Origin of the sequence: Pseudooceanicola endophyticus (genome assembly GCF_018760365.1) — a bacterium.
GTDB lineage: Bacteria > Pseudomonadota > Alphaproteobacteria > Rhodobacterales > Rhodobacteraceae > Pseudooceanicola > Pseudooceanicola endophyticus.
Genome location: NZ_JAHIAB010000013.1, coordinates 54,546 through 75,794 on the forward strand (window position 1 = coordinate 54,546; position 21,249 = coordinate 75,794).

Sequence of the window (21,249 nt, forward strand, 5' to 3'; positions counted from 1 at the left end):
GGGGTCGTGGATTTCAACACGATCCTGCCGATCCTGGCGCAGGCGAACCCCGATCTGAACCTGTCGCTGGAAATGGCGGCCTCCTGCGACGACAAGCCCCGCGCCGCCAACCCGCGCCAATGCATCCAGCTGGACGATCCCGTCTGGCGGGCCGTTCATCCCGACCTGACGGCGGAGGAATACGACGCCTATATCGCCATGGTCGACGCCTACGAAACCCGCATCGAAAGCGGGGAGATCGAGGATTGGGCCACCTACGAGGCCCGCAACTACGGCTATCCGAGCTACGAGGCGCAATCCTACCGCTACGCCGAGGCCCGCGCCTATATCCAGCGCTCTGCCGAACACGTGCGGGCCTGCGCCGAAAGGGCCGGCGTCTTCCTTGAGGGGCGGGCGAACGAGCCTGCCTGACGAAGGCCGAACAGCTGGCACGGCCACCGGCCGCAGGATGGGCACCGCGTCTGACGGCGCTTTCAAAAGGTTCCCCGGTCATCGGGGGACCTTGCCCGCCTGTACCTTGCGGCCTTCCGGGCCATGGGCGGATCGCCCGCAAACCGCGCCCTCCGGCCTGTCGCCGGGGCTGGCCGCGCGGGTGGCAGCGGGCGGCCTACTGGCTCCCGTCAGCAGCGGCGGGCGGGCGATCATCGCTTTCAAGGGCATAGCCGATGCCGGCCACCAGGCTGCCATCCGGCAATTCGCAGGCAAGTGGTTGGCGCGCAATCTGGCGAAAGCCCAGACTGCGTGCCAGACGGGCGCTTCCCCGGTTCGGCTCGGCATGGCCGGTCGTGACAAGGCGTGCCGACAAGACCTCGAAGGAAAACGCGACCATCGCGCCGACAGCCTCGCGTCCGTAGCCTTGCCGCTGCGCAGAGATCCGGATCCAATAGGTCAGCTTGATCTGGCCCCGGCGCCACAGGGGATGAAGGGTGATCATCCCGATCAGCCTGCCCTTGTCGAACAGGTAATAGGTCAGGTCTTCCCGCCGCTCGAAGGCGATCACCTGGGCGGCAAGCCTGCCGGCCTGCCAGCCGGGATCTGCCTCTTCCGCCTCGGTTCCCATTTCGGCGTGAAACCAGGGATGCAGGGCGGCATGGCTCTCGGCCCGGGCCTCGGCAAGATCCAGGGCCATTGCAGGCGAGGGGGCGCGAAGCTGCAGCCGCGGGGTCGGCACTTCGCGTGGCACCCGCAGGGTGCGGGGATCGATGAGACGCGCCTTGGGCAACATGGGTCCTCCTGAGGGGATCAGGTTATCCCCTTGAAGATCGGACGCAATGCCCCTTCAGGCCACCCGGTCACGGGCAACCGCTTCGCTCATGCCCCCAGCCCGGCCCGGGAAGGCCCCGAAGGCCAATGGCCTGCAATCGCCTTCCAGCCGTTCGACGCGCCGCAGCGCCCCGGACCTCCGCACCGGGGGACCAGAGGGGATGCAGGCAAGATCCCCGCACCAGAGGCCCATGACGAGCGGATAGGAAGCTGCCGGGGCAGTGCCCCTTGCCCGCCCCATGGCCGCGTCGCCCTCTGCCGTCCCGCAAAGGTCGCGGTCGCTCCCGCAGCCCTCGCTCATCCGTTCTATCGGGCAAGGAACGGCATGGGCGCGTCTTCAGTAGATTGCACCGCCCTGTACCACATCGCTTTCCGGGCTCAGGATGACGGTCTCTCCGGCGGCGTTGGCGGCCCCCATGATCAGGACCTCGGACAGGAAACCGGCGATGTTGCGGGGGCCGAAGTTCACGACGCAGACCACGGATTTGCCCAGCAGCTCTTCGGGGGCGTAACGGGTGATCTGGGCCGAAGACCACTTCACGCCGATCGCGGGGCCGAAGTCGATCGCAACCTTGTAGGAAGGGTTGCGGGCACGGGGGAAGGGCAGCACTTCGCGGATCTGGCCGATCCGCAGGTCGAGGGCTTCGAAGGCGGCATAGTCGGCCTGCTCCTTGAGGGGCGGTGTCGAGACGGTCATGGGTGTCCTTTCGTTTGAACTTTGGGGCGGGCCGTCCGGCTGGACAGCCCCGCCAGGAGGCTTGCGACCAGGGCCGCCATGAGGAAGGCGTAGTACAGCCCGGTATGGCCGCCTTGGACCATCGGCGCGACCAGAACCGGGGCGCCGAACTGGCCGATGTTGATGCCGGTGGTGACAAAGCCGTAGATGCGGCCCTGCAGGTGCGGCGGGGTCATGCGGGCAACGATCACGTCGCGGGCGGGCAGGATGAAGCCCATGGCAAAGCCGATCACCAGCATCCCGGCGGAATAGCCCTGCAACCCGCCCAGCCCCGACCAGGCCAGGCCCCAGCCTGCCATGGCCAGCACGATGCCGCTGGCAAAGGCCGTGGTCTCGGACCATCCCCGCTGAAGCAGGGTGCCGCCCAGGACGATCCCGGTCGTGCCCACCAGCAGGTAAAGCGCCAGGATCCGGTTCAGATCGCTCAGCCCGTAGCCGAAATGACCGGCCCCCGCGAGCACCGAAAAGCTCTGGACCCCGCCCGAGACCAGGGAAAACAGCGTGAAGATCAGAAGTTGCAGAAGAACCGCCGGGCCGGCGACCTCGGCCAGGCCGGTGCGCTGCCCCGGCGCCCGGCGGCCGGGGCGTGGCTGCGGCGCATCCCCGGGCAGCAGGAAAAGCGCAAGCAGCCCCGGCAGGCCCAGGATCACCGCAAGCCCGAGGGCCGCGCGCCAGCCCAGGGTAAAGCCGACGGGGGCCAGCAGCGCCGGCGCCAGGGCAAAGCCCACATTGCCGGCGAAATTGTGCACCGACAGGGCGAAGGGCCGCCGGGCGGCGGGCACCCGGCTGTTGAGCAGCTGGAAATCCCCGGGATGGTAGACGGCATTGGCCAGGCCGCAGAGCGCGAAGGCGCCCGCCAGGGTCCAGAAGCCCGGGGCAAGAGCGGCAAGGGCGAGGCTGAGAAGCGACAGCGCCAGCCCGATCCGCAGGCAGCGCAGGCCGCCGAAGCGGTCCACCGCCACCCCGGCAAGGTACTGGGTGGCGGCGGTGATCAGGTTGAAGGCCCCGAGGATCCCGGCCAGCCCCGCCAGCGACGCCCCGAGATCCCGGCTGAGCAGCGGAAAGAGCGGGGGCAGGGCCAGCATGTAGAGATGGCTCAGCCCGTGGACATAGCCCACCGACCAGATGACGCGGCCGGCGCCGGCGCGGGGAACGGTTCCGGCCAGGCTCACGCGAAGCGCCTTGCCTGGACGGCGGCGTCGACGGTCTGCAGCAGGCTCTGCTGCGCCTGGGCGATCCGCGCGCGGAAGGCGGCAAGGTCGCGCTTTTCCCGGGCCATCGCGCCGCGGGCGCGCAGCAGTGCCCCCTCCATGGCCTCCGGCCCCGGGCCGCCGAAAGTGTCGCGCCGGGTGACGAAGGCGCGGGCATCCAGCGCCCGGGTAAAGACCGCCTCGTCCAAGGTGATGGTCAGCGCGCCGCTGCGGCTGGCATAGGCGTTGAAGTCGTCGGCGGTGACCTCGTAGGGGGGGCGCTCCTTGGCGATGCAATCGCGCACGAAGCCCGCCACCAGGCCGTGCGCCGTGCGCCAGTCGATGTGGTTCTGCCGCACCAGCGCCCCGGCCAGATCGGTGACGCTGGCCCAGTAGGCATTGGCATGGGCCTCGGCGCGCGGCCCGTTGACCTTCATCTCGGCCAGCAGTTCGGGCAGGATGTCGAGGCGCTCGCTCAGCTGCGCGGCCAGCCCCCGCAGCATCCGGTCCGAATTGCGGCGTTCGATGATCGGGAAGCCGGTCGGGCCGCGCTCCGTGCCGATCACCATGGTCAGCGTCGCCTGGGCCTGCGCCGAGAGGTTGCGCAGGTCCTGCAGCCCGTCGGGGTTGCGCTTCTGCGGCATCATCGAGGAAGTGCCGATGAACCAGTCGGGCAGGGTGATCAGGCTGTATTCGGTCGTGTTCCACAGGAACAGGTCCTCGGCCATGCGCGACAGGGAATAGCACAGCAGGTTCAGCAGCGAGGCGAACTCAAGCTCCAGGTCATGGCTGAGCGCCGCGTCCAGCGTGTTGGGCACCACCGTATCAAAGCCCAGCATGTCGGCGATCCGGCGCCGGTTGATGGGAAATTCGGTGCCGGCCATGATCCCGGCCCCGGCGGGGCTGTGGTTCAGCCGCGCGGTCATCTCGGCCAGCCGGGCGCCGTCGCGCTCAAGCGCGTCGTGGTACATCATCGCCCAGAGCGCGAAGGTGATCGGCTGGGCATGTTGGCCATGGGTGTTGCCGGGCAGCACGTCCTGGACGTGGCGCGCGGCAAAATCCACAAGGCTGGCGCGCAGGCCCAGCAGACCCTCCCGCAGCTTCAGCAGGGTCTCGCGGGCATACATCCGGAACGAGATCGCCGAGAGATCGCCCGAGCTGCGCGCAAGGCCGATCGCCCCGCCCACCGCCGAGCCGCAGTTCTGCGTCAGCCAGTATTCCCCGGCATGGTTGCCGCCCCCGGCGCTGCGCCGGCACTCGGCCATGCCGCGGGCCTGCATCTCGCGCAGGCCGGCCAGCACCTCCAGCGCGATGGGCGCGGGCAGGATCCCGCATTCTCCCAGCATCAGGGCATGGGCCAGATCGTAGGAATGGATGAACTCGGCCGTGTCCTCGACGAAGCCCTCCTTGTAGGATTCCATATAGGCCGGCGTCGCGCCCCGGCGACGGCCGGGCCGGGCCTCTTCGGCGATCACCTCGCCCCGGGGTGCATCACTCTGTGCCATGGCCGATCAACGCGCTGTACTCGAGGAACTCTTCCAGGCCGTAGCGGCCCTGCTCACGTCCGTTGCCGGACTGCTTGAAGCCGCCGAAGGGGGCGGTGCGGTCCAGGACCGGGTAGTTCAGGTGCACCCGCCCCGCCCGCAGCTGCCGCCCGATGGCCCGCACCCGGGCCAGGTCGCGGCCCTGCACATAGGCGGCCAGGCCGTAGACCGTATCGTTGGCAATCTCGACCGCCTCGGCATCGCTGTCGTAGGGGATCATGACCAGCACCGGGCCGAAGATTTCTTCCTGTGCGAGGGTCATCTGCGGGGTGACGTCGGCAAAGACCGTGGGGCGCACGTAGGCGCCGTGGTTCAGCCCATCGGGCAGGCCGGGGCCGCCGGCCACCAGACGCCCGCCCTCGGCAATGCCGGTCTCGATGCAGGACTGGATCCGTTGCCACTGCCGTTGGCTGGCGACCGGGCCGAGGTTCACATCTTCGTCGCGCGGCGCACCGACGCGAATGCTGTCCGCGGTCTTCGCCGCGATCTCGGCGGCGCGCTCCATCTGGCTGCGGGGCACCAGCATCCGAGAGGGCGCCGAGCAGGCCTGGCCCGAGTTCATGAAGCAGGCCCGCACCCCCTTTGCGACCGCATCCTCCAGGTCGGCATCGTCGAGGAGGATGTTGGCCGATTTGCCGCCCAGTTCGAGGCCGACGCGCTTGACCGTCGCGGCGGCGGCCTGGGTGACGGCGATGCCGGCGCGGGTCGAGCCGGTGAACGAGACCATGTCGATGCCGGGATGGGCCGCCAGCGCCGCGCCGACGCCCGGCCCGTCGCCGTGCACCAGGTTGAACAGACCCGGCGGCACGCCGGCCTCGTGCAGGATCTCGGCGATGATCGTGGCATTGCCGGGCGCGATCTCGGAGGGCTTGAGGATCGTGGCGCAGCCCGCGGCCAGGGCAGGAGCCACCTTGATGACGATCTGATTGACCGGCACGTTCCAGGGGGTGATCAGCGCGGCGATGCCGATGGGCACGCGGGTAACCAGGGTGTCGCCCTGCATCCAGTCGAAGGCGAAGTGTTCCAGCTCCTGGCAGAGGATGCGGATATGCGCGGCCCCGGCTGCGGCATGGCCCTTGCGGGCATACCACAGGGGCACGCCGATCTCTTCGGTGATGACCTGGGCCAGATCCTCTTCGCGCCGTTCCATGACATCGGCGATGCGATGCAGCAGGGCGATGCGCTCGGGCAGCGGCAGGATCCCGCGGCGCAGCGCGCTGCGGGCCGCCTCCACCGCACGATCCACGTCCGCCGCCGAACCCAGGGCCACCTGGCCGCAGATCGTGTCGTCGGCGGGATTCCTGATCTCGACAAGGCGTGGGGAGACAGGGTCAACCCATTGTCCGCCAATGTAGAATTTTGTCTGCTCCATGAGATCCCCTCGTGAACTTCGGTCGCGGTCCTACAAGGGATAGCGGGGATGTGACGGGAAATTTCGGTGAAAATCACCCGGACAAAACCGGATTTCACTCTTTGAGGCGACATTTTCTGCGGTTTCCACTGCGGGCCGGGGGTCACTCTTGGGCCAAGAGACCCGGACGCCGACGTCAAGATCGCGCCCCCAATATGGAGACCCAGAATGACCGATTTCGAGACGCCCCGCCTCTCCCCGCGCGACATGGCGCGCCTGCAGCAGGTCCTGCGCCGCGGGGCCTCGCGCCGCGATGTCATGAAGATGCTCGTGGCCTCGGGGATGACCATCGCCTCGGCCGGCCTTGTCGCCGGGACGGCCACCACCGCCTATGCGGAGACGCCCAAGCGCTGCGGGTGGCCGGGTCCTCCTCCTCCACCGCCGAGACGCTGGACCCCGCGCGATTCCGCAACGGCACCGACTATTCCCGCGGCTTCATGTTCTACAACGGCCTGACCTGGCTGGACGGCAACCTGACCCCCCAGCCCGAGCTGGCGACCAAATGGTCCACCACCGATGGCAGCGACTGGACCTTCACCCTGCGCAAGGGCGTCACCTTCCATGACGGCCGGCCCTTCACCTCGGCGGACGTGGTCTTCTCGATCAAGCGGCACAACGATCCCCAGACCGCCTCGCGCGCGCGCAGCTACACCTCCTCGATCACCGATGTCGTGGCCGATGGCGAACACGCGGTGAAGATCACCCTGAGCGAGCCGAACTACGACCTGCCGGTCATCTTCGGCACCTTCAACCTGCTGATCGTGCCCGCCGACACCACCGATTTCGATGCGGGCATCGGCACCGGCCCCTACAAGGTCGAGAGCTTCGAGCCCGGCGTGCGCTCGCTGGCCAAGCGCAACGACGCCTACTGGAAGGAGGGCAAGCAGTTCGTCGACACGATCGAGTTCTTCGGCCTGCCCGAGGAAAGCTCGCGGTTGAACGCGCTGCGCGCCGGAGAGATCCACCTGACCACCGGGATCAACCCGCGCTCGTCCCGGCTGATCAAGATGTCCAAGAACGTCGAGCTGTTCGTGACGAAGTCCGGCACCTATTCCGACGTGATCATGCAGAAGACCGACCCGGTCATCGGCAGCGACGATTTCGCGCTTGGCATCAAGTACATGCTGCAGCGCAAGACGATCCAGAGCTCGATCTACCGCGACTTCGCCAGCCTCGGGAACGACCAGCCGATCGCGCCGACGATGAAGTACTACGACGCCTCGATCCCGCAGCGCGCCTATGATCCGGACAAGGCCAAGTTCCACCTGAAGAAGGCCGGCGTGATCGGCAGCTCGGTGCCGCTGGTGGCCTCGGCCGGGGTCGGCAACACGCTCGACATGGCGCTGATCATGCAGCAGTCGGCCAAGGAGATCGGCCTGGAGATCGACGTCAAGCGCGTGCCCGTCGACGGCTACTGGTCCAACGTCTGGATGAAGGTGCCCTTCGGCTTCGGCACGATCACCCAGCGTCCGACCGCCGACATGATCTTCTCGCTCTGCTATGCCTCGGACGGGGCCTACAACTCCTCGCGCTGGAAGAACGACAAGTTCGACCAGATGCTGAAGGCCGCCCGCGTCGAGACCGACGAGGAAAAGCGCGGCGCGATCTATTCAGACATGCAGCAGCTGGTGCGCGACGAGGCCGGCAGCGGCATCCCGGTGTTCTTCTCCAACATCGATGCGCGCGCCAGCTCCCTCAAGGGGCTCGAGCCGATCCCGACCGGGAACATGATGGGCTATGCCTTCGCCGAAAACGTCTGGATCGACCAATGATCCGGCTGATCCTGAAACGGCTGGTCCTGGGGGTCCTGACGCTCTGGCTGGTGGCGACGCTGGTCTTCCTGGTCAGCGGCGCCCTGCCGGGCGACGCAGCCGCGTCGCTGCTGGGCCAGGATGCGACGCCCGCCACGCTTGCGGCCCTGCGCGCGCAGATGGGCCTCGATCAGCCCGAATTCATCCGATACTGGACCTGGCTGGGCGGCATCCTGCACGGCAACTTCGGCATCTCGCTGGCCAACGGCCAGCCGGTGGCCCAGGTGATCGCGACGCGGCTGCCGAACTCGCTGATGCTGGCGGGGCTCTCGGCGCTGGTGGCGATCCCGGTCTCCCTGGTGCTGGGCATCGCCTCGGCGATGAAGCCCAACTCGGTCTTCGACCGGCTGACGACGCTGCTGTCGATCATCGCGCTCTCGACGCCCTCGTTCCTGATCGCGACGCTCTTCGTGCTGGTGCTGTCGGTCTGGACCGGCTGGTTCCCCGCCCTGTCCAGCGTCGACCGGGTCCATTCCCTGGGCGGGCTGTTCCAGGTGATGACCCTGCCGGTACTGGCCCTGTCGCTGTCGGTCATCGGCCAGATGGCCCGGATGACCCGGGCGATCCTGCTGCAGCAGATGAACGAACCCTATGTGGAGACCGCCGTCCTCAAGGGCTCTTCGGGACTGCGCGCCGCCGTGCTCCATGCCCTGCCGAACGTCGCCGGGCCCATCGTCAACGCCTCGGCCCTGTCGCTGAATGCGCTGATCTCGGGCGTGGTCTTCGTCGAGGTGATCTTCGCCTATCCCGGCCTGACCAAGCTGATGGTCGACAGCGTGTCGAACCGCGATCTGCCGCTGATGCAGGCCTGCGCGCTGATCTTCTGCGCCGGCTTCCTGATCCTGGTCCTGATCGCCGACATCATCGCCATTCTTACCAACCCGAAGCTGAGGACCGCATGACCATGGATTCCACCGCCGTTCCGGCGCGCCCGACCCGTCGCCTGCGCCTGCCGCGCTGGCCCGTCCTGTCGCTGATCGGGGCCGTCGTCTTCCTGTTCTGGGCCATCATCGCCATCTTCGGCGATTGGCTGGCCCCCCATGACCCGGGCGCGTTCATCGACAGCTGGAACGTCCTGGGGCCGATGACCCACCAGACCTGGCTGGGCACCGACTACCTTGGGCGGGACGTGCTGTCGCGCATCATGACGGGGGCCAAGTACACCGTGGGCCTGCCCTTCGTCACCGCCGGTCTGGCGCTGTTCTTCGGCCTGCTCCTCGGTGTCGGCGCGACGCTTCTGAGCGAGCCGCTGGATACCGCGCTGTCCTGGCTGATGGACACCGTGAATTCCCTGCCCTCGACGATCTTCGCCCTCGTGGCGGTCGCGGGCTTCGGCACCTCGATCCCGGTGCTGATCATCGTGATCACGGCGCTCTACATCCCCTCGGCCTACCGCAACGTGCGGGCGGCGGCGCTGAACGTCTCGCGGATGGAATACATCGATGCCGCCCGCGTGCGCGGCGAGGGGCACCTGCATGTCATCTTCCGGGAAATCCTGCCCAACATCGTGCCCAACATGCTGACCCATTTCGGCATCATGTTCATCTACATCGCGCTGTTGCTCTCGGGGCTGTCATTCCTGGGGCTGGGCGTCCAGCCGCCCGAGGCGGACTGGGGCGCGCTGATCTCCGAGAACATGGTGGGGCTCAGCTACGGCGCCCCGGCGATCTTCGCCCCGGCCCTGTCGCTGCTGTCGCTGACGATCGCGATGACGCTGATGGTCGATGCCGTTTCGCACCAGAACCGGGAGCGTTGAGATGAGCGAACAGGACAAGCCCTTCATCGAGGTGTCCAACCTCACCATCGCCGCCGGCGGGCGCGACATCGTCCGCAACGTCAGCTTTGCCGCGAAAAAGGGCGAGGTGATCGCCCTGATCGGGGAGTCGGGATCCGGCAAGTCGACCATCGCGCTGTCGCTGATGGGCTATGCCCGGCGCGGCTGCCGGATCACCGGCGGAGAGATCCGCGTCGGGGACCGGGACGTGCTGGGGCTGTCGCGGGCCGCGCTGCGCGGTTTCCGCGGCAAGGACATCGCCTATGTGGCGCAATCCGCCGCCGCCGCCTTCAACCCGGTCAAGCGCATCCGCAGCCAGATCGTCGAGGCCGCGACCCTGCACCGCTCGATGAGCCGCGAAGAGGCCGGCAGACGCCAGAAGGCGCTGATGAAGACCATGGCGCTGCCCGAGCCCGACAGCATCGGCGAGCGCTATGTCCACCAGGTCTCGGGCGGGCAGCTGCAGCGGATGATGGCCGCGATGGCGATGATCAACACCCCCGAGGTGATGATCTTCGACGAGCCCACGACCGCGCTTGACGTGACCACCCAGGTCGAGGTGCTGACCGCCTTCAAGGCGATGATCCGCGAACGCGGCGTGACCGCGATCTACGTCAGCCACGACCTGGGCGTCGTCGCGCAGGTGGCGGACCGGATCATCGTGCTCAAGGACGGCGAGGTCATGGAGAACGCCCCCGCCGAGGACGTGCTGGAACGACCGCGCTCGGGCTTCACCCGCTCTCTGCTGGACGCCTCCGAGACCCGCCGCCTGGACCTTTCGGAGGGCCATGACCGCGATGTCGTGCTGCAGGCCGACGGCGTGGTCGCAGGATACGGACGGATCCGCAACGGCCTGCCCGGCTACCCGGTGCTGCACGACATCTCGTTCCGGATCCGGCAGGGCCAGACGCTGGGGCTGATCGGGGAATCCGGCTCGGGCAAGTCGACGCTGGGCCGGGTGCTGGCGGGGCTGCTGCCGGCGGCGCAGGGCCGCGCGATGCTGAACGGCCGGCCGCTGGACCTGCGCGACGCCCGGCGGCGCAGCAAGCTGGACCGGCGCGAGCTGCAGATCGTCTTCCAGATGGCCGACACCGCGCTGAACCCCCGCCTGAGCAATGCCGAGATCCTTGGCCGGCCACTGACCTTCTACCACGGCCTGCGCGGCGGCGCGCGGCGCCAGCGGGTGATGGAACTGCTGGACATGGTGCGCCTGCCGGCCCACCTGGCCGATCTCTCTCCCCGAGAGCTCTCGGGTGGGCAGAAGCAGCGGATCAACCTGGCGCGCGCCCTGGCCGCGAACCCCTCGGTGGTGATCTGCGACGAGGTGACCTCGGCGCTGGACACGGTGGTCGCCAACGCGGTGGTCGAACTGCTGGTGGAACTGCAGCGCGAACTGGGCCTGTCGTACCTCTTCATCAGCCACGACCTCGGCAAGATCGAGGCGATGTGCAACGAGGTGATGGTCCTGCTGAAGGGCCGCGAGGTCGAGCGCGCCGCGCGCGATCGGCTGACCGCCGCGCCCGAACATGCCTATACCCGCCAGCTGGTCCGGGCCGTGCCGCAGCTGCGCCGCGGCTGGCTGGAAGAAGTGACCTCCGTCCCCGCCGCCCCGACGGCCTGATGACAGGGCCGGCCCCCGGCGGGCCGGTGCCGATATCCACATGGAGAGCAAGATGAACACCCATGCAAAGCCGGCCCAGATGCGTACCCGGGACCCGCTGCTGACCGAGTTCAAGCTGAAGCACCTGACGATGCGCAACCGCATCATCTCGACCAGCCACGCGGCGACCGCCGGGGGCGGCGGTTACCCGAAGGAGCAGTACCAGGCCTATCACGAGGAAAAGGCCAAGGGCGGCCTTGCCATGACGATGATCGGCGGCTCTTCCCAGGTTTCCCCCGACAGCAACTGGGGCGGCAACCAGATGGATGTCTCTCATGACGATGCCATCCCCTACCTCCAGCAGATGTCCGAGCGCGTGCACAGGCACGGCGCCCATATCATGTGCCAGATCTCTCACCTGGGCCGCCGGGCCGATGCCACGGTCAGCCAGTGGCTGCCCGCCATGGGCCCGTCCCGGATGCGCGAGATGCGCCACCGCGCCATCGCCCACGAGATGGACGAGCACGACATCAAGCGCATCATCCGCGACTACACCGAGGCCGCGCGCCGCCTGAAGGAAGGCGGTTTCGACGGGCTGGAAACCCTCGCGGGCGGCCACCTGATCGGCCAGTTCTTCTCTCCGCTGACCAACCACCGTACCGACAAATGGGGCGGCACGCTGAAGAACCGGATGCGCTTCGCGCTGGAGCTGCACGACAGCATCCGCGCCGAGGTGGGCGACGATTTCGTCGTCGGGATGCGTTATGTGGTGGATGAGGGCGACAACATCGGCCTGTCGTTTGATGAATGCGTCGAGATCGCCACGATCCTGCAGGCCGAGACCTCGATCGATTTCTTCAACTGCATTTTCGGCAAGATGGACACCGGCCGCGCGCTGGTGGAACACAACATTCCGAACATGGCCCAGCCCTCGGCGCCCTTCCTGAAGATCGTCGGCGACTTCAGGAAAGAGGTGAAGCTGCCGGTCTTCCACGCCGCCCGCATCGCGGACCTGGAAACCGCGCGCTACGCCATCTCGGAAGGGCTGCTGGACCTCGTGGGCATGACCCGCGCCCATATCGCGGACCCCTACATCGTGAAGAAGCTGGAGCAGGGCGAGGCGGACCGGATCCGGCCCTGCATCGGCACCTCGCACTGCCTCTACCGGCTGGGCAACTGCATCCACAACGTCTCCAGCAACCGCGAATTCAAGCTGCCGCACATCGTGCCGCCGGCACCGGTGAAGAAGAAGGCCGTCGTGGTCGGTGGCGGCCCCGCGGGCCTCGAAGCCGCCCGCGTGCTGGGCGAGCGCGGCCATGAGGTGGTGCTGTTCGAAGCGGCCCCCAGGGTCGGCGGCCAGATCCTGCTGGCCTCGCTGGCCGGCTGGCGGCGCGACCTGATCGCCATCGTGGACTGGCGCGCGGCCGAGCTGGAGCACCTGGGCGTCACCGTGAAGACCAACACCTTCGCCGATGAGGAGACGATCGCGGCCGAAAACCCCGACGTGGTGATCATGGCGACCGGCGGCCTGCCGGACACCACCGTTCCCCATGGCGGCGAGGAGCTGGTGAAATCCACCTGGGACGCCCTGAACGAGCCGCAGACCATCGGCAAGCGCGTCCTCGTCGTGGATGGCACGGGCCGCCACCAAGCGCCCTCCACCGCACTGACCCTGGCGGAACTGGGCCACGAGGTGACGCTCACCACCATGGACGAGTTCATGGCGCAGGAGATGGAATACCAGTCCCGCGTGACCTACCGCAAGAAGCTGGCCGCCCTGCACGCCAGGGTCGATATCGACATGGAGATCGTGAAGGTCGAACGCGCCGGAAACGGGCTGAAGGCCACCATGATGCACATGCTGACCGGAGAGCATGTCACCTACGAGGCCGACGACGTGATCGTCGATCACGGCTCCATTCCCTTCGATGATCTCTACCGGGAGACGCGCGGCGCCGCGATCAACAACGGGGAAACCCACCTCGATCAGCTTCTGGCGCTGGAACCGCAGCCGGTGCAGCCCGAACAGGGCAGGGGCCATGTCCTTTACGCCATCGGCGATGCCGTCGCCTCGCGCTCGATCCATGCCGCGATCTACGATGCCTTCCGGCTCTGCCTCGTCCTCTGATCCCGTGACCCAAGGAGAGAACCATGCTCACGAATTCGCTTGGTCGCAGCGACCGTCTGAACAGGGTGCACCCGGTCTCTCAGTGGGCGGGCAAGTCCGAGGCCGGGCCGCTGATCTTCGATCGCGCCGAGGGCCTCTGGATGACCGACATCCACGGCAAGACCTACCTTGACGCCTTCGCCGGGCTCTGGTGCGTCAATGTCGGCTACGGGCAGAAATCCGTCGTCGCCGCCGCCCAGGCGCAGATGGAGAAGCTGCCCTACGCCACGGGCTACTTCGACTTCGCCTCCGAGGCTGCCATCCGCATGGCCGAAAAGGTGGCCGAGCTGACGCCCGGCGATCTGAACCACGTCTACTTCTCTCTGGGCGGGTCGGATGCCGTGGACAGCGCGCTGCGCTTCATCGACTATTACTGGACCGCCAGGGGCCAGCCGGAGCGCAAGCACATCCTGTCGCTGGAGAAGGGCTATCACGGCTCCTCCTCGACCGGGGCGGGGGTGACGGGGCTGGCACCCTTCCACGCCGGCTTCTCGGTGCCGACGGCGCATCAGCACCACATTCCGGCGCCGGGCGCCTACCGCTCCGAGGATCCCTCCGACGCCGCCGTCATCGCGGCCTCGGTGCAGGCGCTGAAGGACCGCGTTCATGCGCTTGGCGCGGACAGGGTCGCGGCCTTCTTCGCCGAACCCGTGCAGGGGTCGGGCGGGGTCATCGTGCAGCCGCACGGCTGGCTGAAGGCCATGCGCGAGGCCTGCGACGAGCTGGGCATCCTCTTTGTCGTGGACGAGGTGATCACCGGCTTCGGTCGCACGGGCAAGATGTTCGCCCAGGAGCACGAGGGCGTGCAGGCCGACATCATGACCATGGCCAAGGGGATGACCTCGGGCTATGCGCCGATGGGCGCCTGCGTGCTGTCCGACAAGGTCTTCGAGGGGATCGCCGCCACCGGGGGCACCGTCGGGCATGGCTATACCTACTCCGGCCACCCGGTCTCGGCCGCCGTGGGCCTCGAGGTGATCCGCCTCTACCAGGAGGGCGGGATCCTGGCCAATGCTCAGGCCCGGGCGCCCGCCTTCATGGCCGCGCTCAAGCGTCTGGAAGCACATCCCCTGGTGGGCGAGGTGCGCGGCCTCGGCCTGCTGGCCGCGGTCGAGATCGTCGCCGACAAGCGCAGGAAGACCCCCTTCGCCGCCGACAGCGGGATCTCGCAGAAATTGTTTTCCGCCCTGCTGGAAAACGGGCTCATTGCCCGTTGTTTCAACGACGGCACCATCGGACTTGCGCCGGCCCTCACGATTTCGCCAGATCAGATCGATCTGATTGCCGAACGCATCGAAACCAGCCTGAATACTCTATCCCTGTGAAGGAAGCCTCAAATGAACCTCAATGATTTCAAGATCCTGACCTTCGATGTCTATGGCACGCTCATCGACTGGGAAAGGGGCATGGTCGAAGGGCTGAAACCCCTGACGGCCCGGCTGACGACGCCGCTGAGCCGCGACCGGATCCTCGAGGCCCATGCCTACCACGAAAGCACCCAGCAGAAATGGACCCCGGCGATGCCCTACCGCCGGCTTCTGGCCACCGTCTACCGTCGCCTTGCGGAAGAGTGGAACATCCCCGTCACCTGGGAAGAGTGCCTGGTCTACGGCGACAGCGTGAAGAACTGGCCCGCCTTCGAGGATTCCGCCGGCGCCCTGCAGTACCTGCAGAAATACTACAAGCTCTGCGTGCTCTCGAATGTCGATGCGGCCTCGTTCAAGCATTCCAACGACAAGCTGGGCGTGACCTTCGACCATGTCTACACCGCCGAGGACGTCGGCAGCTACAAGCCCTCGGACCGCAACTTCGACTACATGCTTGAGCATCTCGCGCGGGTGGGCATCGAGAAGCACGAGATCCTGCATACCGCCGAAAGCATGTTCCACGACCACCAGCCCGCGAACCGCCAGGGCCTGACCTCGGCCTGGATCTACCGCCGGCACGACAAGGAAGGCTTCGGCGCCACGATGAACCCCGGCGAGATGCCGAAATACGATTTCCGATTCAATTCCATGGCGGACCTGGTCGCGGCCCATCAAAAGGAGCTGCGCAAGGCATCCTGAGGCCTGCGTAGAGACGGTTTGACGGTCAAATTGGACAGAATAGACATCAACATCCTCAGCGAGTTGATGAAAAATGGCCGGATCTCGAACGTCCGGCTGTCCGAACACGTGGGACTGTCGGCATCCCCCTGCATCCAGCGCGTCAAGCGCATGGAGGCAGCGGGGATCATCTCCGGCTACGGGGCCTTCCTCGATCTCTCGAAGGTCTCGCAGCCGGTCACGGTCTTCACGGAATTTACCCTGTCCGATCACCGCCGGGAGCTGTTCTCGCGCTTCGAGCAGGAGATGGGGCGGATCCCGCAGGTGACGGAATGCCACCTGATCTCGGGCGGGTACGATTACCTGGTGAAATTCACGGCGCGCAACGTCTCGGACTACCACGAGATCATCGAGGGGCTGCAGGACCGCAACCTGGGGATCTCGCAGTACTTCAGCTACATCGTGATCAAGTCGCCGATCGAGCGTCATGCCATTCCGCTGAAGGCCCTGATGGACGACTGATGCCCCGGGGCCGGGCGGCGGGGTCAGCCCCCGGTGTCCCGCGCCCCCGTGTCCCTTCCCCAACAGGCGCTCCCCTGTCCCGAAACCGCCGCCGGGACGCAGCGGCCCCTGCCAGTATCGCCCCGGAGAGGATGCCCCTTCCCGCGACAGGCCACGGCAAAGGGGCACCGCGTGTCCCGTGCCCGGATTTGCCGATGCACGCAGGCGCTGCCGGCGTCCGGCACGGTGATCGCCTTCAGATCGGCGCTCTGGTCGGTCTCGGAGAAGGCCTTGATGCCGTCGTAATGCGCCTTGGCGCCGCCGGTCATGCCCTGGCGCCACCAGTTCTGGATGACGCCTTCCTGGGGCTCCGCGCCGTCGCGGTTGAAGCCGTAGAAGGGCCCCGCCGGTACGTCGCGGAAGAACTGCGCGCGGTTAGCGGCAAGGGCGGCACGGAAGCCGTCGAAGACCTCCATCGGCAGGCCCTCGGGGTTGGTTTCGGTCTTCAGCATCAGCGGCGGCACCGCCGAGACCAGCACCGCCTTGGCGACCCGGCCGGCGGGCTGGCCGTATTGCGCGACATAGCGGACGACCTCTCCGCCGCCGGTGGAATGGCCGATATGGACGGCGTCCTTCAGGTCCAGCGCCTCGGCGACGGCGAAGGCCTCGGTGGCGGTGACCTTGGTTCCGGCGGTGGAGCCGGTCAGGATGACCAAGCGGTCGCGCCCCAGCAACGGCAGCGCCTTCTGGACCGTGCAGATCCCCCCTTGACGTTGTGATCGAAGGCATCATCGACCTTTTCCTCGGTGATCTCGCCCAGGGGCCGCATGCCGCCGCCACCGGCCGCCGTGAACAGCACGTCGCGGCGGCCACGTTCCCCTTGATCCGGGCGAACAGCGCAGCAAGCTGGCAGGGTCGGCCTGGACGCCGGTCGCAGTCGCGCCGCTCTTGGCCACGGCGCGTTCCGATACCTCCCTGCGGCGGCCAGCGATCTAGACACAAGCGCCTTCGACGGCGAAAGACCTGGTGGTGGCCCGGCCGATGCCGCTGGAGGCACCCGTGACGAAGGCGATCTTGCCGGTCGGTCTGTCGGACATGGGAATGCGCCTTCAAGGCATGGGGGTTCGGTCGGACAGGCGACGGGCCTGTCCGGGGAAAGGGTCTGGTTTCGGATTGAGCCCGTCCCCGCTTTGGCTTGCTTGCTGGGGTCCGTAGGGGCCGCTCGGTGAAGGGCACCTCGTCGCCGCCGGCCAGGGGCAGACGCTGGTCCGGAGGCTTCCGGAGCTGTCCCACGAAAAGCCCGCCACGCAGCTGCTGGGCGACAGGCTGACGGCGGCGATCTTTGCCATCCTCGCGGGGCGGCCCAAGGCACCCGCACGGCCTCGGACGGGCGTGGCGGCCTGGTGACTGCGCCGCGCCCCCGACGACATGCGTCATAGACCGCCAGAGCGCGCCGAACCGCCGGCACCGCTCACCGGCGGTCTGGCGCAGCGTCAGCTCCCTCGGCGCCCGGCTCCCGCGCCCGGCTCCCGCGCATGAACGGATCCGCCCCCGTCGCCCTTGCCGCTGTCAAGGACATGGCCACAGACCGGACAGCTGCATGGGCCCCGTGGGACCTGCCGCAACCGCACCTCGGAGAGGATGGCATGGGCGATATCGCGGCTGATGCCGAGCTCGCGGCGCAACCGCTCGATCTGACGGCCCTCCTCCAGGTCGATCCTGCCGTCCTCCAGCGCCAGGCGGAACTCGTTGCGCAGGTGGTCGCGGCGGCGATGCAGGTGATCGGCAAGACCGCTGGCGATGATACCGGCGGGCAGCGCCGCCATGCCGACCCCAAGCACGGTGATGAAGCCGCCGAAGACCCTGCCCAGAGGCGTGATCGGCGTCACGTCCCCGTAGCCCACCGTTGTCAGCGTCACCAGCGCCCACCACATGGCGGCGGGGATCGAGCCGAACTCCGACGGCTGCGCCTGGTGTTCCACGAGGTAGGCGCCCGTCGCCGCGAAGACCAGCAGGATCGTCAGGATCGAGAAGGCCGCCAGAAGCGCCCCCGATTCCTCGCGGATCACCGCGATCAGCACGGACAGGGCCGGGGAGTAGCGTGTGAGCTTGTAGATGCGCAAGAGCCGCAGGATGCGCAGCATCTGGAGGTTGGAGGTGAAGAGAAGCCCGATGAAGAAGGGCAGCACCGCCGCGAGGTCGATCAGTGCCATCGGGCTGCGCATGTAGCGCAGCCGGGCCCGCCAGGTGGCAAGTCCGGGCGCCCCTTCGGCACTGGCCCAGACCCGCAGTATGTACTCGAGCGTGAAAACCGTGACCGAGAGCGTGTCGAAGGCCCGGAAACTGGCGCGGTGGGCCGCATATAGGCCCGGAACGGTCTCGAGGGTGACGGCGATCACGTTGGCGATGATCAGCAGGATCAGCGCGACGTCGAGGACACGCGCCAGCCCCGGCCCGGTCCCGGGGTGTTCCAGCAGCAGGTAGACCCGCCGCCGGAGGCTTTCCTCTCCGGCGCTCACGATGCCGGAGCGGCGCGCAGGTCGCGCACCGCCCGGTAGAGGGGCACGCCGATCTGCGAAAACAGCGCGATGCCCCAGCCGAGGTTGCCGATGATCGCGGGCACGTAAGGCAGGATGAAGAACATGAAGATCGCCATGGCCACCCCGAAAAGCCGCAGGCCACCGCTATGGTAGCGCCGGGTTTCGTCGCGCCCTTCGACCAGCAGCTGCAGCACCCAGAGCGCGGCAAGGAACACGGCCAGCCCGAGCGCTCCTAGTGCCCCGTAGCCCGGCGGATAGGGCTCGAGGAAGCCGACATAGACCTCTCCGGCCAGCGCCACGCCGATGGTCACCGCCGCCCAGAGGATGACGATATGGGCAAACCAGTAGCACAGCATCAGCGGCACCCTGCGTGTCTTCAGCTTGGCCATGCCCGCGCTGTCGAAATAGATCCAGGCCAGCGCAAACAGCGACAGCCCGCCCATGGCAATGTTGAAGAATGTCCCCGGATAGGCCTTGTCGATCCCCTTGTCAGAGAGCGTGATGCAGAGCTTGAAGAAGCCCTCGCCAAGCAGGATCAGCATCAGCAGACCGAAGCGCTCCGAGAGGCGCCCAAGCCGCGGCAGGAAACGCTCGAAGCGCAGCGTGCCGATACCCGGCAGCAGGTACATCAGCTGGATCATCACGATCCCCGCGCCGAACACCCAGTAGGCAAGCGGCCGCGGCAGGAAGGCCGAAACGGCGAAGACCGCAGCAAGGACGAAGAAGTTTCGCCCCATCTCGAAGGCCAGAGAGGTGGTCTCGGCCCCGAGATGGCGCGCGCGCCAGTAGAGCCATGCGGTAAGGGCCCGGTTCAGCGCCTAGCCAAGCGCGAAGCAGGGCCAGCCCCCGTGGGTGATCTCGGGGATGGCCGCCGCAATGAACATCATGGTGACGATCTGCACCGCCATCGCCACCCGGTGCGGGATGTCGGTCGAGATGTAGAGGAAGTTGTAGACCGAATTGTCGGCCCAGGCGAAGAAGATCGCGATGAAAAGGAAGGTATAGGTCCAGAATCCCGGCCAGCCGAGGTGGTGCGACAGGTAGTTTCCGAGCAGGAAGATCGTCACCACATGGACCAGGTCGTAGAAAAGTTCGACCCAATGCACATGATTGCTGGCCCCTCCCTCGACATCCAGGTGATGCCGGGGGCGGGTCCAGATCGGAAAATCCTTGAGCGGCATGTTGTGTCCCTTGCACCGATTTGTCTGCCTTTCAGGGGAAGAGAAGGACCGTCCGGTCGCAATATCTTTCTGAGGCGCGGCAGGACAAAGCCGGGCCCGCAGGGGGATCCTGTCCCCCTCGGTGGCGCTGCGGCGGGGCATCGCCGGCACGGGCCACGCGATCAGGTTCCCTCCGGGCGGCGCATCTGCCGTCCCGGACGGTCGTCACAAGCGCCGCGCCGATCACCCGCCCCCCAGATTGGCGCGCCCCTCCGGGCGGCGAAACCGGCCAGAAGCACCGGGGCAATCTGGCGCAGACGCGGGGAGGATCGCAGTGTTGCCGCGCATCGCGATCACCGGCCCGAAGCGGCACAGGCGGCGAGGACAGGAAACGCCAGCCGGCCCCGCGTCGCGGGGAGGGCGCCAGGGCAGCCACCGGGGACCCCGGTGGCACAGGCGCGGGGCCGCACTTCGCCCCCCGGCTGCCGGCGCGCGAAACGTCAGGACGAAGCAAAGTCGGAAAGGGCACGCAGCCCGCCATGGCAGGTGCGCCGGAGGGCAGGGTCGGGCGGTCCTGCCGCCAGCCTTGCGCAACAAGGCAATCCACGCGACCCAGGGCGGACTTGCCCGCCCCCTCCAGGGCCCTGCCGCTGGTCGGCAGGATCGGGACGCCGGTGATGGAGGAGTTCCTGCGCCCGGCCCGAGGTCCGGCCTGATCCGGACCGCGGCGTCCGGCTGGCGGACAGCCCGGAGGATGGGCCGGACACCGTAATTCGCGCCCCCTCGGACAGCCGGTTGATGCGCCACGGCCCTGGACCGTTCCGCCTGAAGATCGTTTCCACGCCGGCCGATCCGGAAGGATATGGCGCGACGGAAACCCTTGGGGATCTGGCGCGGCGTCACTGCCTGCTTCGGCGCGCGCCAGGCCGGGGCAAGTGCTGCCGCCGGCCGCCAGGGACGGCCCGGGCGGATGGGCGCATCGGTGGCGGCTCCCCTTGTCGCACCGGGAACCCGCCGCATGGGAATGGCCCGGCTGCCCCCCTCGCGATCCGGCAGGAAAGGGCTGGCCTCCGCCTCCTCTCCCTGCAAGAGCGCAGGGTCGTCGCCGGGGAACCGTTCCGCGTTCCCCGACCGGCCAGTCGCAGGATGCCCCCAAGCTGAAGGGCTTCGTCACTGACATGCCGGTATCTTCAACCGCAATGGGGGGCGTTGGCCAAATCCAGATACAGCCGCAGGGCCGGGAGGATTTGCGAAACGTCCCGATGCAAAGGCGATGGTCCGACGCAACGGACGGCCCATGCCCCGCGAAGCGGACAGCCGACATTGCCTCCCGGAGCCGCGCAGCATCACGCAGCCCTCGTAATCTGTCTTATGTTTCGGGTCGTGATCTTCACAGAGCCGTGGCGCACCCATCGAGACTGGGGCCCGTGTCCCGGCTGCCCGGTTGCGCCCCTGGGCGTGCCGCCCCCAAGGTCCTCCGGCAACGGCAGGCCTGCGCAGCCGGCAT

General features: G+C 67.6%; 16 protein-coding genes and 1 pseudogene. 9 read left to right on the forward strand and 8 right to left on the reverse strand.

Annotation, left to right across the window (positions count from 1 at the left end; genetic code table 11):
• Window positions 1–6: 6 nt before the first annotated feature.
• Window positions 7–411 carry a hypothetical protein gene (locus KM176_RS19800; protein ID WP_160895580.1) on the forward strand — a complete coding sequence of 135 codons (405 nt, stop codon included), beginning with the start codon at window positions 7–9 and terminating at the stop codon, window positions 409–411.
• Between the two features lie 196 nt (window positions 412–607).
• Here the strand turns inward: KM176_RS19800 and KM176_RS19805 are convergent, their stop codons facing one another.
• From KM176_RS19805 to KM176_RS19825, 5 genes are all read right to left on the reverse strand, one after another.
• Window positions 608–1,225, reverse strand: a complete 618-nt coding sequence (locus KM176_RS19805; protein WP_160895579.1) for a GNAT family N-acetyltransferase — start codon at window positions 1,223–1,225, stop codon at window positions 608–610.
• A gap of 375 nt (window positions 1,226–1,600) precedes the next feature.
• Window positions 1,601–1,960 carry a tRNA-binding protein gene (locus tag KM176_RS19810; RefSeq protein WP_160895578.1) on the reverse strand — a complete coding sequence of 120 codons (360 nt, stop codon included), beginning with the start codon at window positions 1,958–1,960 and terminating at the stop codon, window positions 1,601–1,603.
• Window positions 1,957–3,171 (reverse strand): MFS transporter, encoded by a 1,215-nt coding sequence (locus KM176_RS19815; protein WP_160895577.1) that lies wholly within the window; start codon window positions 3,169–3,171, stop codon window positions 1,957–1,959. The genes KM176_RS19810 and KM176_RS19815 overlap by 4 nt, the downstream gene beginning before the upstream one ends.
• Window positions 3,168–4,694: an argininosuccinate lyase gene (locus KM176_RS19820; protein WP_160895576.1), complete on the reverse strand. Its 1,527-nt coding sequence runs from the start codon at window positions 4,692–4,694 to the stop codon at window positions 3,168–3,170. Before KM176_RS19820 ends, KM176_RS19815 begins: the two co-directional genes overlap by 4 nt.
• Complete coding sequence (locus KM176_RS19825) at window positions 4,681–6,105, reverse strand: aldehyde dehydrogenase family protein (protein WP_160895575.1); 1,425 nt, start codon at window positions 6,103–6,105, stop codon at window positions 4,681–4,683. Before KM176_RS19825 ends, KM176_RS19820 begins: the two co-directional genes overlap by 14 nt.
• Before the next feature lie 395 nt (window positions 6,106–6,500).
• On the opposite strand from KM176_RS19825, the gene KM176_RS19830 reads away from it, so the two are divergent.
• The 8 genes from KM176_RS19830 to KM176_RS19865 are packed head-to-tail and all read left to right on the forward strand — an operon-like array spanning window position 6,501 to window position 16,063.
• Complete coding sequence (locus KM176_RS19830; RefSeq protein WP_202397912.1) at window positions 6,501–7,916, forward strand: ABC transporter substrate-binding protein; 1,416 nt, start codon at window positions 6,501–6,503, stop codon at window positions 7,914–7,916.
• The gene (locus KM176_RS19835) at window positions 7,913–8,857 is read left to right on the forward strand and encodes an ABC transporter permease (RefSeq protein WP_160895574.1); all 945 of its coding nucleotides are present in this window, start codon (window positions 7,913–7,915) and stop codon (window positions 8,855–8,857) included. The genes KM176_RS19830 and KM176_RS19835 overlap by 4 nt, the downstream gene beginning before the upstream one ends.
• Window positions 8,854–9,711 carry an ABC transporter permease gene (locus KM176_RS19840; protein ID WP_160895573.1) on the forward strand — a complete coding sequence of 286 codons (858 nt, stop codon included), beginning with the start codon at window positions 8,854–8,856 and terminating at the stop codon, window positions 9,709–9,711. The genes KM176_RS19835 and KM176_RS19840 overlap by 4 nt, the downstream gene beginning before the upstream one ends.
• A 1-nt stretch (window position 9,712) precedes the next feature.
• Window positions 9,713–11,350, forward strand: a complete 1,638-nt coding sequence (locus KM176_RS19845; RefSeq protein ID WP_160895572.1) for an ABC transporter ATP-binding protein — start codon at window positions 9,713–9,715, stop codon at window positions 11,348–11,350.
• Between the two features lie 52 nt (window positions 11,351–11,402).
• The gene (locus KM176_RS19850; RefSeq protein ID WP_202397910.1) at window positions 11,403–13,457 is read left to right on the forward strand and encodes an NADH:flavin oxidoreductase; all 2,055 of its coding nucleotides are present in this window, start codon (window positions 11,403–11,405) and stop codon (window positions 13,455–13,457) included.
• 23 nt (window positions 13,458–13,480) lie between these two features.
• Window positions 13,481–14,821 carry an aminotransferase class III-fold pyridoxal phosphate-dependent enzyme gene (locus KM176_RS19855; protein ID WP_160895570.1) on the forward strand — a complete coding sequence of 447 codons (1,341 nt, stop codon included), beginning with the start codon at window positions 13,481–13,483 and terminating at the stop codon, window positions 14,819–14,821.
• Between the two features lie 12 nt (window positions 14,822–14,833).
• Complete coding sequence (locus KM176_RS19860) at window positions 14,834–15,562, forward strand: haloacid dehalogenase type II (RefSeq protein WP_160895569.1); 729 nt, start codon at window positions 14,834–14,836, stop codon at window positions 15,560–15,562.
• A 30-nt stretch (window positions 15,563–15,592) separates the two neighbouring features.
• The gene (locus KM176_RS19865; protein WP_236045386.1) at window positions 15,593–16,063 is read left to right on the forward strand and encodes an Lrp/AsnC family transcriptional regulator; all 471 of its coding nucleotides are present in this window, start codon (window positions 15,593–15,595) and stop codon (window positions 16,061–16,063) included.
• A 23-nt stretch (window positions 16,064–16,086) separates the two neighbouring features.
• On the opposite strand, the gene KM176_RS24990 is transcribed toward KM176_RS19865, so the two are convergent.
• From KM176_RS24990 to KM176_RS19880, 3 genes and pseudogenes are all read right to left on the reverse strand, one after another.
• Complete coding sequence (locus KM176_RS24990) at window positions 16,087–16,776, reverse strand: alpha/beta fold hydrolase (RefSeq protein ID WP_375372130.1); 690 nt, start codon at window positions 16,774–16,776, stop codon at window positions 16,087–16,089.
• Window positions 16,777–17,535: 759 nt separating this feature from the next.
• The gene (locus KM176_RS19875; RefSeq protein ID WP_160895568.1) at window positions 17,536–18,561 is read right to left on the reverse strand and encodes an ion transporter; all 1,026 of its coding nucleotides are present in this window, start codon (window positions 18,559–18,561) and stop codon (window positions 17,536–17,538) included.
• A pseudogene (locus KM176_RS19880) lies at window positions 18,558–19,904 on the reverse strand (low temperature requirement protein A). Before KM176_RS19880 ends, KM176_RS19875 begins: the two are co-directional and overlap by 4 nt.
• Window positions 19,905–21,249 lie beyond the last annotated feature (1,345 nt).